This is a genomic window from Planococcus sp. VCh962, assembly GCF_057748275.1.
This window is the reverse complement of the sequence record NZ_JBYLHS010000001.1, coordinates 313,761-328,495: the sequence shown is the minus strand read 5'-3', so window position 1 is coordinate 328,495 and position 14,735 is coordinate 313,761. Positions and strand designations below refer to the sequence as shown.

Here is a 14,735-nt window from a genome sequence, read left to right as displayed (position 1 = left end):
TTATTTAGAAGCCATCAATCCCCGGCGGTTGGCATAGAAATAATCCCAGCCGGACCAAACCGTGAAAATCAGCGCTATGTAAAGCATAATTTCTCCGAACGGAATATTAACCAAAGTAAAAATTGTGTTATGGAGCAATAGGGCCGCAATGGCCAGAATCTGTGCAGTTGTTTTGATTTTCCCTAAGCTGCCAGCCGCTACAACTTCCCCTTCTCCTGCCAATACTAGGCGCAGTCCCGTAACCGCGAATTCCCGGCTGATAATGATGATAACAATCCATGAAGCGGCAAAATCAAGCTCCACCAAAATGATCAAAGCTGCCGAAACAAGCAATTTATCAGCGAGCGGATCTAAAAATTTCCCGAAAGTAGTGACGAGATTGTATTTGCGGGCATAATAACCGTCAACCCAGTCTGTCAGTGAGGCAATGATAAAAATCAACCCGCCAATAAAGTGGGAAACTGGCATTTCCGCTCCAAAAAGCGTCATATCTCCCCAGCCGAAATCGACAAGCATAATCACCATAAAAATTGGAATCAATAAAATTCTGGAAATGGTGATGCGGTTTGGAATATTCATAGTGTTTCTCCTTTCATCCTATCAAGAAAAATAGCCATCAAAAGATGGCTATTCCGCGTCTTTAAATTGAATAACGATATTTTGAGTAATAAGATCCTGTGTGTATGTAACCGGTTCTCCGTTAAGTGTCAATGTGACATTGGGGCTGGCCCCGAGTCGTACACGGATTTGTGAAAGGCCTGATACATCGATGTTTTCAGTATCATCTTTAGCCATCGTGCGTGCCGGCATCAAATCTTTCTGATCTGCTCCGGTCGCCTGAACCCAAGAAGGTCCGCCATTTGCTTTAATGACCAGTTCCCTTTTAGCAGGCCCTGACCATGCATAAGTTGTTGTTTCTCCTTGACTCCCTTGCACTTCGATACTTGCTTTAGGCTCTGCAGGTTCTTCCTCTACCGGTTCTTCTGCTGCCGGCTCTTCTTCAGCAGGCTCTTCTGCCGGCTCGGCTGGAGCTTCTTCTTCAGGAGATTCCTCATACTGTACTCCGCCTTCAGTTTCGGTTCCTTCTTCAATCGGATCATTGGTGTCAAGTTTTGAATAAAAGAAAACGACCACAGCCAATATAACAACGATAAATAAAGCCACAATCACTTTCGGCATTATCTCCCCTGTCCGATTTGATGAATGCTTCGCGAAAGTTTGGCGACGCGATGGCGTTGGCGGCGCAATCGGTGCTCTTGCATCGTCTTTAGCTGCCACCGGCACTTCCGACTTATATTGTTCCAGCAGCTCATCCGGTTGGATTCCTACTGCTTCCGCGTATTGCTTGATAAAAGCCCGCGCATAAAACGGACCAGGCATCATGCTGTAATTTCCTTCTTCGATGCCGGCCAAATAACGTTTTTGAATCTTAGTTACCTCTTGTAAATCCTCTAAACTATACCCTTTTGCGATTCTCGCTTCTTTCAAACGAGTACCTAATTCACTCAATACACTCACCTGCCTGCTTAAAAGTTAAAACCGCCGAACATATCTGCTTGATTTCGATCGTCCATGAAGTTGTTTCTCTCTAAAACTTCATATGTAATCTTTTCATCTGGATGATGGCGCAATTCGATAATATAATCGAAATCTTCAATGTTGTATTCAGATTGCTGGACAAACAGGTCGGGATGTTCCACCACTTTAATCGTAGGCATGCGCATCATTTCCCGTACCAGTTGCTGATGGCGCTCATCAGCGGAACGGCGTGTTACAATGCCATCCAATATAAAGATATTATTGGAATTGTGTTCATCACCCATTAAACTGTTTCGCACTGTTTGTTTGATCATTGTAGAAGATAAGAAAATCCATTTTCTATTGGCACTGACACTGGCGGCAACAACTGATTCTGTCTTGCCTACCCTTGGCATTCCGCGAATCCCCACCAATTTATGGCCTTCCTGCTTAAAGATTTCAGCCATAAAATCAACCAATAGACCAAGTTCATCCCGGACGAATCGGAAAGTCTTCCGGTCATCTGCATCACGCTGTATATATCTTCCATGCCGCACAGCCAGAATATCCCGCAATTTGGGTTCACGGAATTTCTTCACTGCAATCGTTTCAATCGTTGAAACGATTTGCTCAAAACGTTCCAGCTGCACATAGTGTTCAGCACGCAAAAGCATTCCTCGCCGGCCTTGGTCCACGCCGTTAATCGTGACGATATTAACGCGCAACATCCCAAGAAGTGAAGCTATATCCCCTAATAAACCCGGACGATTCACTTGAATTTCGTATTCAAAATACCATTCGATCATTCATCATCCGACCTTTCATATCAATATAAAGCGTTCAAAGTTCCTATCTCTTATGATAGCTGATTTGCCACTGCAAGAAAAGGGGCAATAAAAAAGGAGTTGGCATGAGAACTAAGGCCGGCCAACCCCTTCATTACTATTTACCCACACATTGAACAGAAGAACTTAGACAAAAGACCCTTTTTTGTTATTTTAAAGCTTTCCTACATATGCCATCCTCCATTTATATGCAAGGTTTGCCCTGTAATATAGTCGGCTTTGCCGCTCACCAAAAAATTGACAGCATCTGCTACATCTTGCGAAGTGCCCAGCCCCAGCGGTATTTCTTCTGCTATGGATAAAAGCTCTTCATCACTAAAAGAATTATTCATTTTCGTTTGGATAAAGCCCGGCGCAATTGCATTGACCCGTGTGCCTGATGTCGACATTTCTTTGGCATAGGCTTTGACAAAGGAGATTTGTGCTCCTTTGACCGACGAGTACATCGTCTCAAGTGCCGCTCCGGTTTGTCCCCATATCGATGTGATAAAGACGACGTACGTTTTCTGATAGCGATGAAAATAAGGTGAAATCAATTTGATGGCAGAGACGGGATTGCGGACATGGACGCGCCATAACATGTCCATTTCCTCTTCAGATGTGTCTATGAGCATTTTCATGAGTGCATGGCCGCTTGCCACTACGATGCAGGATGCATCAAAGACATTTTCAGCTAATTTCCGGGCGCCATCGGGTTGAGCAAAATCTGCCTGGATTCCTATGAATTCCTGCAGTGAATATTTCGCTGCTAACTTTTCTGTTAGCTCCGACACCGAATTTGTATTCCAATGAAGATAAAGCGACCAGCCGCTTTCAGCCAGCTGATGAGCAATTGCTTCACCAATTTCTCCTGAAGCGCCTAAAATCACAGCAAAACGTTTCACACAGTTTCCTTCTTCGGAGGCACGATGGTAAAGACCGAGCGTTGGCTGTCCAGACTAACCGTAGCAAAAGCCGCCTGTAAATCAGGCACTTCTAGCGCTTCAAGGAACGGCACAACGTCAAAAAGGTTCATTTGGTTAAATGTGTAGCGTGTAAACTGATTGGCAATATATTCTGGTGAATTCAAAGCTCTTAAGAAAAACCCGATTTTCTTCCGGCGTACCCGGTCCAAATCCGCCTGTCCAAATGGCCATTTTTCCATTGCTTTATCAAGCGTATGTTGGATTTCTTTGGCTAGAACTTCAGGCTCGGACGTATCGGATCCAATCAATGCATAGCCGAATCCGTTTTCCAGAGAGTAGTCAAACGAATATGATTCGTCAATCCAGCCGCTTTCATAAGCAGTATGATAAAAGTCGGAAGTGCGGCCGAATAATAATTCAAACGCCAATTGGGAAGCCAATTCATGTTTCAGCATCTGAGAGCCTGATAAGTTCAGGACTTCCGGTTTAATCCCCACAAAGACTTTCGGTTTTTGGACGCTCATTTCCAAGGTCCGCTCTTTGATTGCTGCTTCCACAGGTTCATCAGGATAAATCCGGACAATCTCTTTTGGTTCTTCGAATGTCTTTTGGCTTTGGTTTGTTCTGATAAAGTCCATCATGCTTTCGGGTTCAACAGCACCGACGATGAACAACACCATATTCGATGGATGATAAAACGTGTTATAGCACGTATATAAATGTTCTGCCGTAATATCCTGGATCGATTCGACAGTTCCGGCAATATCAATTTTCACTGGATGATTTTTATACAAGTTCTCGATAATGCCAAAATACAATCGCCAGTCCGGCTGATCGTCGTACATCGTAATTTCTTGTGCGATAATGCCTTTTTCTTTTTCAACCGTCTTTTCGGTAAAATATGGGCTTTGGACAAAATCCAATAAAGTACCGACATTTTCTGTTATCTGATCGGTTGCGGAGAATAGGTAGGCAGTCCGTGTAAATGAAGTAAAGGCATTCGCTGAAGCCCCTTGTTTACTGAACTGCTGGAATATATCCCCGTCTTCTTTTTCGAACATTTTATGCTCCAGGAAATGAGCGATGCCATCCGGTACTTTGACCGGTTCCTGGCCGCCAAACGGCACAAAATGGTTATCAATTGAACCGTATTTAGTGGTGAATGTTGCAAAGGTTTTCGAGAATCCCTTTTTAGGTAAAATATAAACTTCCAGCCCGTTAGGCAGCTGTTCCTGATAAAGTGTTTCATCCAATTGGTCAAAATGTACTTTATTCAACTGAATCATCCTCCTTGCCTGATAGGAAGTACGTCATTTCCAATGATAATTGCTGTGCAGCCTCTGCAATGTCTTCCTTGGTGATGCTCTTCCATTTGCTGATTAAATAATCCGGTTCAAATGAATCTGTCAATTCCATATACTGGTCATAGATATCAATCTGGCCGCGTGCCGAATCCAGGGCTTCCCGCAATTGATTGATCAACAAAGCTTTTGTCTGTTCCAGTTCCGTATCGGAAATATTGCCTTTTTTCACTTCTTCCAATTGCTCAAGGACAAGCTTTACTGCTTTTTGTTCCAATTTAGAATCAATGCCTGCGAGCACGAACATCAAACCGAACTGGGAAGCGTATGAGCTGGACACATAATAAGCCATACTTTCTTTTTCCCGGATGTTGACGAACAGCTTGGAATGCGCATACCCGCCGAGAACTCCGTTCATCAATTGCATAACGGGAAACTTCTCGTCATAGAATGTGATTGGCGTAAAGAATGCCATATGAAGTTTTCCTTGTTTCATATCTTCATGTTCAACAACCCGTGATTGAGCTGGTTGCACCAATTCTACTGAAGGCGCATCAATCGGCTTTTCCCGGTCTTTAAAATGGAAGTATTCTTTAATGTATGCTGCAATCGTCTCGGACTGAATATCTCCAACTGCATATATTTCAATTTCATTGTCATTGATCATCGTCTGGTATTCTTCGAGAAGCTTTTCGTTTGTCACCCGCTCCACTTCTTCGAGAGTCCCATTTGCAGGAATAGAAGCTGGATGTTCAGGGAGCGCCAGTTCCATCATCCGCTGCTGGGCATAACGTGTTTTTTCATCAAATATTGACTCAATGCGCTGTTTGACCGCTTCTTTTTCCCGATTGAAAATGGTTTCTTTAAACAGTCCATTTTCCAAATTTGGCTTAAATAACACAATGTACATTAAGTTCAATACTTTTTCCAACACGCCTTCTTCAGACAGATACTGGTCATTTACCGTTTCCACATTCAAGGTCACGATATGTTCATTGCCTCTTTTAGAAGAATCTATGTAAAGAGATGTGCCGTATAAATCATCCAGCACCATACGAAGTGCAGTATGAGAAGGGTATACTTCATTGCTGTGCTGCAGGACATTTGCCAAAATCGACCGGGCAGACGCCTTTTCTTTTGTTAATTTATCTTTAAATTTCAACGAAAAATTAATCGTTTTGAATTGTGTTGTTTCATTAACATGCACATTGACACCTTTTGCAATAGTAGTAGTTTGAAACATATGGAAATCCCCTCTCTTTGTTCATAGTCTAACTATACCCAACCTTTTCGGATAAATGCAAACAAAGAAAAGCGGAAGTGGCCATCTAGCCCCGACAAGCGCTGGAGGGCTTGGCATGAATGGCGTACTTTGCCATTCGGAACAAGACCGAAGCGATCTCGAGGGGCTGGCCGCTGGATCTAGACAATAAGAAAAGCGGAAACGGCCGTTCCCTTGCGACAGGCAAGAGATGGACCAAACATATTTGGTCCATCTCTTTGCGACGAAGCACAAAGTGCTGCAACGCACTTTCATGTCTCGAAGCAAGCGTAGCAATGCAACGCTTTTCCATGTCTCGAAGCTAGCGCAGCGATGCAGAGACAGAGACAGGAGCAATAAGGGTTTAGACGGATTGGCGAAGCGGTGCTCTTTGCCGCACAGCCAAGACGGCTTATGACCCGAGGAATTGGCCGTTGCAGCGCTGCGCACTTCATTGCAAAGACTCGCACTTGCCCGCAGCAAAATGAAAGTTCGAACTTCTGATTAAAATAAAAAAGAGCCGTCAACACGGCTCTTTTTCATCTTATTTTGCTTAACCGGTCAGTGGGGGAAAATCCTTCCACTGATTGAGTTTCACTTTATCGCTGTCCTTTGATGTACGGCACTCCGTTTGCTTTAGGTGCATTGGCACGGCCAATGAAGCCAGCTAAAGCCAGGATTGTCAGTACGTATGGCAGAATCAGCAAGAACACATTCGGAATATCTTGGATATAAGGGATGGATGGTCCAACAATACTCAATGATTGGGCAAAACCGAAGAACAAAGCTGCTCCCATTGCGCCTAGCGGATGCCACTTGCCGAAAATCATCGCAGCAAGAGCCATGAATCCTTGTCCATTGATTGTAGCATGACCAAAATCACCAGAAATCGTCTGTGCGTAAATGGCTCCGCCAATACCAGCCAAAGCACCGGAAATCATAACAGCGACATAACGCATTTTTGCTACATTGATCCCCATCGTGTCGGCAGCCATCGGGTGTTCCCCAACAGAACGCAGACGCAAGCCGAAAGGAGTTTTGTAAATGATGAACCAAGCAAAAACGGCTATGGCAATTGCCAGAATTGACGTATTGTAAACTGAGCTGAAGAACATCGGTCCAATGACCGGAATATCCGACAATAATGGAATATCGTAACGTCCAAAACGTTCAGTGATAAAATCTGTCTGGCCTTTGCCGAATATTTTCTTGACCAAGTATAAAGCCAAAGCAATTGCCAATAAGTTTATGGCTACCCCTGATACAGTTTGATCCGCCCGGAAAGAAATAGAAGCGACCGCATGAACCAGCGACAACAATAATGCAGCCACCATAGCCGCTACCAATGCGAGCCACGGAGTCGCATTTCCAAACGTATCTGCATAAAACAAGTTAAACAAAATCCCTACAAAAGCACCGATAACCATCAAACCTTCGAGGCCGATATTGATTACACCCGATCTCTCGGAAAAAACACCACCGATAGCTGTAAGGATAAGCGGGGCTGCATAAAATATCGCTGAAGGAACGATGAAATATAAAACTTCCAAGAAACTCATATTACTTCGCCTCCTTCTTCTTAGCTGCGCGCAGCAGGAATAAGCGAATTACATAACCTGATGCCACAAAGAAAATAATAACGGCAATAACGATTTCAACTATTTCAAGCGGAATGCCGGCAGCATTCGGCATATTCAAAGCACCGTATTTTAACGATCCAAATAGCGTTGCGCCAAAAATAACCCCAAGCGGCGTATTCATGCCCAGCAAGGCAACCGCAATACCGTCAAATCCGATACCTGTAAAGCCTGCTTTTGAGGACACATACTCAAAGGTCCCAAGAGCCTCCATCGCTCCGCCAAGACCGGCAAAAGCACCAGAAATGACCATAGCCAAAATGATATTTTTATTAACATTCATACCGGCATACTTAGAAGCGTTCTGGTTAAATCCTACCGCTTTCAATTCAAAGCCCAATGTCGTTTTTTCTAAAATGAACCACATCACACCGACCATTAACAAAGCAAGGATAATGCCATAATGCAGGCGTGAGAATTCAGTCAGGTTCTCAAAAAACTCCGAACGCAATGACGCACTGGCAAAAATAGACTCTGTACGATCTCCTCCGCCAGAAACAGTTTTAATCAGTGCATTCGTTACATGTAAGGCGATATAGTTCATCATGATTGTGACAATTACTTCGTGTACATGGAATTTCGCTTTCAATAAACCGGGCACAAATCCCCATAAAGCGCCGGCTGCAGCTGCAGCTAAAATTGCTAACGGCAGATGGATGATTTTTGGCAATTCTACTGCTACTCCAACATAGGCAGCGGCGAACCAGCCGACAATCAATTGCCCTTCTACACCAATATTGAATAACCCCGAACGGAAAGCAAACGCCACCGCTAACCCAGCTAATAGATACGGCGTAATTTGCCGTAATGTTTCTCCGATTGTATACATGTCACCAAAAATTCCGTTCCAAAGAGCTGCATAACCAGCTACCGGATTATATCCGCTTATGAGCATGATAATTGCTCCGACAAGCAACCCTAGAATTACTGAAATGACGGGGACCAGAATATTTGTTGCTCTAATCGACATGCTGATCCTCCTTTACGCTATTTTCTATTGATTTATCCTTTGAACGAACGTGATGGCCCGCCATCAATAAACCTAATTCTTGTTCTGTTGTTTCTTCCGGGGTAACGATATCGACAATTTCACCATCATGAATAACCGCAATTCGATCGGATACGTTCATAACTTCATCTAATTCAAATGAAATCAATAGAACTGCTTTTCCATTGTTCCGCTGTTCAATCAGGCGGCTGTGAATGAATTCGATGGCACCGACGTCCAGGCCGCGTGTAGGCAAAGCTGCAATCAATAATTCTGGATTGCGGTCCACTTCTCGGCCGATAATGGCTTTTTGCTGATTTCCTCCGGACAAAGCACGTGCCGGTTCATGCGGCCCTTGTGTGCGGACATCGTAGGTCTCGATGATATCTTTCGCTTTTTGATCGATTTTATCGTAATCAATAATGCCGGATTTCGAGATGGGAGTTCCGTAATATGTTTGTAGAGAGATATTATGGCCAATCGGGAAATCCAGGACCAAGCCATGTTTATGGCGATCTTGCGGAATATGCCCTACTCCTGCTTCAGTAACTTTACGGGGTTTTAAGTTCGTAATATTTTGCCCATGAATGGAGATGGTTCCATTTTTGACTTTACGCAGTCCTGTTATGGCTTCAATTAGTTCTGTTTGGCCATTTCCATCGATTCCCGCAATTCCGACAATTTCACCTTGACGGACAGACAAATTCAGCTTTTTTACTTTATCCACTCCACGGTAATCTTCAACCACCAAATCGTTAATATTCAAAATCACGTCTTTTGGCGTTGCGGCTTTTTTCACTGTTTTAAATTCCACTTGGCGGCCAACCATCAGTGAAGCCAATTCAGCAGGGTTTGTTTCAGAAGTGTTGACCGTTCCAACACCTTTCCCTTTGCGGATCACTGTTACCCGGTCAGAAACATCCATGATTTCCTTTAATTTATGGGTGATTAAAATAATGGATTTGCCTTCTGCAATCAAGCGTTTCATAATTTGAATCAATTCGACGATTTCCTGCGGTGTCAATGAAGCCGTTGGTTCATCAAAAATCAAAATTTCGGCGCCTCTGTATAAGGTCTTCAGGATTTCTACCCGCTGTTGCATACCGACCGAAATATCTTCGATGATTGCATGGGGATCGACATTCAATCCATATTGTTCTGATACTTCCTGAACACGTTTGGCGGCATCTTTTTTATTGGTGATCCCGAATTTTGTCGGTTCGCTTCCCAGGATGATGTTTTCGGTTACTGAGAAGTTTTCGACCAGCATAAAATGCTGGTGCACCATTCCGATACCTAAATCGTTTGCGACGTTTGGATCCGTGATGTCGACTTTTTTTCCGCGCACCCGGATTTCTCCGCCATCCGGCTGATACAAACCGAAAAGAACGTTCATCAATGTTGATTTGCCTGCTCCGTTTTCCCCTAACAAAGCGTGAATTTCACCTTTTTTCAACTGCAGGGTTATATTGTCATTCGCGACAAAATTCCCGAATACTTTACGGATATTGAGCATTTCGATTACATATTCCACTGTTTTCACTCCCTCGAAAACTGCTAACTTCTTTTTTTAATTAATACAGGAAAGATTTTTAGTACTAAAAACCTTTCCTGTATTATTAATTTTCTAAAAATAGGCGAAAAAAAATCATAAAGACCGGAAATTCCGGTCTTTATGATGACCGTATCAACATGTGCTTATCCCGCTTTAACGGGCAGTAGGACTCCCGCTTTTTCAAGCGGAAGATCCACTGACCGTAAAAGTCCGATTGGTTCAACTAGCACTCAGCGGATAAAGCTCCCGCTGAGTGAGTTTCACTTTATCCCGCTTTAACGGGCAGCGGGGATGAAAAATCCCCACTGATTGAATTTCTTTATTCAGACAAAGTTTCTGGTACTTTGATTTCTCCACTAGCAATTTTTTCTTTGTATTCTTCGATTTTAGCCATAACATCCTCAGGGAGTGCTCCGCGGGAATCAGCAAGGCCGACACCGTCTTCAGCTAAACCGTAAGTAACTGTTTCGCCGCCAGGGAAGTTGCCTTCTTTGGCTTTGTTCGAAATATCGATAACTGCTTGGTCAACACCTTTTAGAACTGAAGTCAAAGTAACGTTTGCATCGCCAACTTGGCCTTCGTCGTATTGGTCAGCATCAACACCGATAACCCAGATTTTCGCATTCGGGTCTGCTTCTTTGCGTTCTTTAGCTTCGGTAAACACGCCGTTTCCAGTACCGCCAGCAGCGTGGAATACAATATCCGCTCCTGCAGAGTACATACGGTTAGCAGTTGTTTTACCTAATTCCGCTTTATCAAAAGCACCTGTATATTGAACATCGACTTCAACTGTCGGGTCTACCGCTTTAACGCCTTCTTTGAATCCTGCTTCAAAGCGTTCGATAACTGGAATTTCCATACCGCCTACAAAGCCGATTTTTTTCGTTTCAGTCATCAAAGCTGCAGCTACTCCTGCAAGGTATGCTCCTTCTTGCTCTTTGAACAATACGCTTGCAACGTTTGGTGCATCTACAACTGCGTCAATAATTGCCAGTTGTGCATCCGGCTGTTGTTCAGCAATTTCTTTTACAGCGCCTTCCATCAAGAACCCGATGCCGAAGACTACATCAAAATCGCGGCGGATCAAGTTGTTCAGGTTGGTGTTGTAGTCAGCATCAGATGCTGATTGCAGATAATCAATTCCACCGTCACCTTTTTTAAGGCCGTTTTCTTCACCAAAAGCTTGTAGTCCTTCCCAAGCTGATTGGTTGAAGGATTTGTCATCTACACCGCCAACATCCGTTACCATTGCTACTGAAAAATCGCTTGCTTCTCCGCCGCTTCCAGCATCGCCAGAAGTTGCACCTTCTTCACTGCCACATGCAGCAAGCATAGTGCCTGCAGCAAGCATGACAGATAGACCAAGACCAAATTTACGTTTAATCAATGTAATAACCCCCAAGATTTTTTTCATATTAGCAGGAATTTGCCGTTTTACACACGTTTTCGAACTACATGGAAACTGAATTTATCAGCCCTGAAGTAGTTCTTTGAGTAAAGCACCACTCGATCGTCCTCATCGTAATGGAGCTGCTTTAATTCGAGTAATGCTGTTTCCGGGTCACATTCCAGAATCGGTGATGCTTTTTCATGATAGCCGATTGGATCAATGAATGTGACCGCATAGGAAATGTGTATATTTCCGGTCTCCTCTAATGCAGAGAAGATAGAGCCTTCTTTGCGTCCGAGAAAATCAGCTGGCAAATATGCGGAAGGAACTTTGTCGATGCAGTAGACGACTGGTTCTCCATTTGCCGTCCGGACGCGTTCAATAGTAATGACAGTCTCATCGTTTTCGCAATGAAAGCGTTTTATATCATCTTCAGACGAAGGAGCCTCGGAAGTGCTTAAGTAAATAGCACCTGGCTCCATTCCTGCTTGGCGGATCATATCCGAGACACTGGTCAATTGTTCGATGCCCGATGAAAATACCGGTTTCGCATTGACAAAAGTGCCGACTCCATGCCGTCTTACAATAATATTGTCCTCTTCCAACAGCCGCAGCGCCTCTCGTAAAGTGGCACGGCTGACTCCCAGTGTTTTAGCCAATTCGAATTCGGATGGCAACTTCTCTTTCTCTTTGTACAAACCGGCAGCAATATCCTGCTTCATTCGATCAATCACTTGAAGATACAAAGCACGATGATCCGATTTTATTGTCATACGATTCACCACCAATGACAGAGATCAGACATCTGATGTAAAACATTCCTACTAATCAAAATTACTATAACATTTATTCAAGATGAAATAAATAGTCTTTTGTCGAATTTCGCGAATTTTATTTTCAAAAAAAGTAATTGATGTAATCAAAACGTCATGAAAATCGGCTATTTTTTTAGTAATCCTCCTGCTTTGGAACTAATACCGTGCGTGGTTTGCTCCCTTCGTAAGGACCCACGACCCCTCTCTGTTCCATTTGGTCTATAATGCGGGCTGCCCGGGAATAGCCGACCCGGAAGCGTCTTTGCAGCATCGATACCGAGGCTGTCTGCATTTCAGAAACAAGCTGAACCGCTTCATCGTAAATTTCATCTGTTTCATCATCTACGGCAGTTTCTTCAATTTCCGTAGGAATCATATCTTCCTGGTATTGTGCTTTTTGCTGTTCAATCGCAAAATCAACGATTTTCTCCACTTCGGAATCGGATAAGAAAGCCCCTTGAACCCGGACCGGCTTGGATTTGCCGGCGCCGAGGAACAGCATATCACCACGGCCGAGCAATTTTTCTGCCCCGCCCATATCCAGAATGGTGCGTGAGTCGATGGCAGAGGAAACAGCAAATGCAATTCGTGAAGGAATATTCGCTTTAATGACGCCTGTTATGACGTTAACACTTGGGCGCTGGGTGGCGATGATCAAATGGATGCCCGCAGCACGTGCCATCTGCGCCAAGCGTGTGATGGCATCCTCCACTTCGTTTGAAGCGACCATCATCAAGTCCGCCAATTCATCGACGATGACAACGATAAATGGCAGTTTCGGATGCTTTTCTTCATTTTCTTCATTGAATATCCGTACATAATCGTTATAGCCTTCGATATTCCGTGTTCCGGTATGGGAGAACAATTCATATCTCCGTTCCATTTCCGAAACAATTTTCTTCAAAGCCTGTGCCGCTTTTCTCGGATCTGTCACGACCGGTGCCAATAGATGTGGAATGCCGTTATAGACATTCAGTTCAACCATCTTTGGATCGATCATCATCATTTTCACTTCATGCGGTTTCGCCCGCATGATGATACTGGTAATAATACCGTTTATGCAGACCGATTTCCCGCTGCCTGTTGATCCGGCAACCAGCAAGTGAGGCATTTTGTTAAGTTCCGTCATGACGGCTTGTCCGGTAACATCCCGTCCAAGACCGAACAGCAGTTTCGATTCAGGTTTATTATTTTCTTCGGATTCCAGTACTTCGCGCAGTGATACGATTGCAACTTCCGAGTTCGGCACTTCAATGCCGATGGCCGACTTGCCTGGTATCGGCGCTTCGATCCGGATATCACGAGCCGCAAGTGCCAGCGCCAAATCATCGTGAAGCGCCACTATTTTGCTGACTTTGACGCCTGTATCCGGCAGCACTTCATATTTTGTAACTGCAGGACCCATATGCACTTGGGTTACTTTTGCCCGCACGCCAAAGCTTTGGAATGTTTTCTCCAGCTTTTTAGCATTTTTCTGTATGCCTGCATATTCCCCGCTTTGGTCTGAGTGCGGAGGCAATGTCAGCAAATCAAGCGGCGGCAATTGGTATTCTTCATTTTCCATTTCTTCTCCTGAAGACAAGGTAACTTCTTCAGCAATGTCCGTTTTACTTTCTTCAGCCGGCACTTCAGCTTTTCTGGGACGGACATTTTCAGTGAAGGCCGAGATGATCGGTTCTTCATGCTGCATCACATGAACCGTTTCTTCTTCTTCAGGATCAAGTGCTTCATCCACTTCAATCACTTGCTCTGGCTGCACTTCTTTACGAGGTGCAGATAAGCGCTTAGGTTTCGGTTTGCTTTGCTTCAAGCGTGTCAATGTCGATTCCAATACAGGGCGCATACTTGGTACTTTCTCAGCCAAATAAGGAACCGCCGTTTTCCCAGTAAGAATGATTGCTCCAATAGACAATAAAATCAAGGCAATAATCCATGTCCCTGCCGTATCGAACAATAAATGGAACATGGCGTATAACACTGCCCCCATCATGCCGCCTCCGCTAGCTGTATAAGTCTCCCATACTGATCCGGTAACTTGGGTGGATCGGATAGTCTCTGATACCACATTTCCGGAGGTAATGGGCAAGATGGAACCTGCAGCCCAAATCAAATGGCAAATCAAAAGAATTCCTGTAATCAGAAAGACAGAACTTGCAGCGATTTTGAGCCGCGGTTTTGGCCAACGCCGTTTAACCATGATATGTGCTGCCAACAACAGCAAAAGGATCGGCACAAAAATCGCCAAATACCCCGTTAATAATTCTGCTATATTCAATAATGTTTTTCCTATAATGCCTAATTGAAAAGCCATCAAGACCGCTATGCCGATCATCAGCAATCCGATGACTTCGTATCCAATCATAGACATCGGCTGCTTTTTCTTTTTGGCTACCGGCTTTTTCTTAGCTGGCGTCTTTTTCCTTGCCTGTGCCCGTGGCATATTAATCCCTCGTTTCTTTAAAATTGAAAAAGGATTTCCACCGATTAGTTCGGTATGGAAATCCTTTCACTTTTTTCTTT

General features: G+C 44.1%; 12 protein-coding genes. All 12 read right to left on the bottom strand.

Features of this window, described 5'->3' with window-relative positions; genetic code table 11:
• The 12 genes from pgsA to AC3AQ9_RS01630 all read right to left on the bottom strand — a co-directional run bounded on the left by pgsA (position 1) and on the right by AC3AQ9_RS01630 (position 14,655).
• Complete coding sequence (pgsA, locus tag AC3AQ9_RS01685; protein WP_488305728.1) at positions 1–579, bottom strand: CDP-diacylglycerol--glycerol-3-phosphate 3-phosphatidyltransferase; 579 nt, start codon at positions 577–579, stop codon at positions 1–3.
• Between the two features lie 48 nt (positions 580–627).
• Positions 628–1,518, bottom strand: coding sequence for a helix-turn-helix domain-containing protein (locus AC3AQ9_RS01680; protein WP_488305727.1), 891 nt, complete (start codon positions 1,516–1,518; stop codon positions 628–630).
• A gap of 8 nt (positions 1,519–1,526) precedes the next feature.
• Positions 1,527–2,324 carry a DUF3388 domain-containing protein gene (locus AC3AQ9_RS01675; protein WP_488305726.1) on the bottom strand — a complete coding sequence of 266 codons (798 nt, stop codon included), beginning with the start codon at positions 2,322–2,324 and terminating at the stop codon, positions 1,527–1,529.
• 203 nt (positions 2,325–2,527) lie between these two features.
• Complete coding sequence (gene ymfI / locus AC3AQ9_RS01670; protein ID WP_488305725.1) at positions 2,528–3,247, bottom strand: elongation factor P 5-aminopentanone reductase; 720 nt, start codon at positions 3,245–3,247, stop codon at positions 2,528–2,530.
• Positions 3,244–4,545 (bottom strand): EF-P 5-aminopentanol modification-associated protein YfmH, encoded by a 1,302-nt coding sequence (gene yfmH / locus AC3AQ9_RS01665; RefSeq protein WP_488305724.1) that lies wholly within the window; start codon positions 4,543–4,545, stop codon positions 3,244–3,246. The genes ymfI and yfmH overlap by 4 nt, the downstream gene beginning before the upstream one ends.
• Positions 4,538–5,812 (bottom strand): EF-P 5-aminopentanol modification-associated protein YfmF, encoded by a 1,275-nt coding sequence (yfmF, locus tag AC3AQ9_RS01660; RefSeq protein ID WP_488305723.1) that lies wholly within the window; start codon positions 5,810–5,812, stop codon positions 4,538–4,540. The genes yfmH and yfmF overlap by 8 nt, the downstream gene beginning before the upstream one ends.
• Positions 5,813–6,429: 617 nt before the next feature.
• A complete protein-coding gene (locus AC3AQ9_RS01655) occupies positions 6,430–7,389 on the bottom strand; it encodes an ABC transporter permease (protein ID WP_488305722.1) in 960 nt (319 codons plus the stop codon).
• Position 7,390: 1 nt separating this feature from the next.
• Complete coding sequence (locus tag AC3AQ9_RS01650) at positions 7,391–8,437, bottom strand: ABC transporter permease (protein ID WP_488305721.1); 1,047 nt, start codon at positions 8,435–8,437, stop codon at positions 7,391–7,393.
• Positions 8,427–9,989 (bottom strand): ABC transporter ATP-binding protein, encoded by a 1,563-nt coding sequence (locus AC3AQ9_RS01645; RefSeq protein WP_488305720.1) that lies wholly within the window; start codon positions 9,987–9,989, stop codon positions 8,427–8,429. The genes AC3AQ9_RS01650 and AC3AQ9_RS01645 overlap by 11 nt, the downstream gene beginning before the upstream one ends.
• Positions 9,990–10,329: 340 nt before the next feature.
• Positions 10,330–11,397, bottom strand: coding sequence for a BMP family lipoprotein (locus AC3AQ9_RS01640; RefSeq protein ID WP_488305719.1), 1,068 nt, complete (start codon positions 11,395–11,397; stop codon positions 10,330–10,332).
• A 47-nt stretch (positions 11,398–11,444) separates the two neighbouring features.
• The gene (locus AC3AQ9_RS01635; protein ID WP_488305718.1) at positions 11,445–12,173 is read right to left on the bottom strand and encodes a GntR family transcriptional regulator; all 729 of its coding nucleotides are present in this window, start codon (positions 12,171–12,173) and stop codon (positions 11,445–11,447) included.
• A 175-nt stretch (positions 12,174–12,348) separates the two neighbouring features.
• Positions 12,349–14,655 carry an FtsK/SpoIIIE family DNA translocase gene (locus tag AC3AQ9_RS01630; RefSeq protein ID WP_488305717.1) on the bottom strand — a complete coding sequence of 769 codons (2,307 nt, stop codon included), beginning with the start codon at positions 14,653–14,655 and terminating at the stop codon, positions 12,349–12,351.
• Positions 14,656–14,735 lie beyond the last annotated feature (80 nt).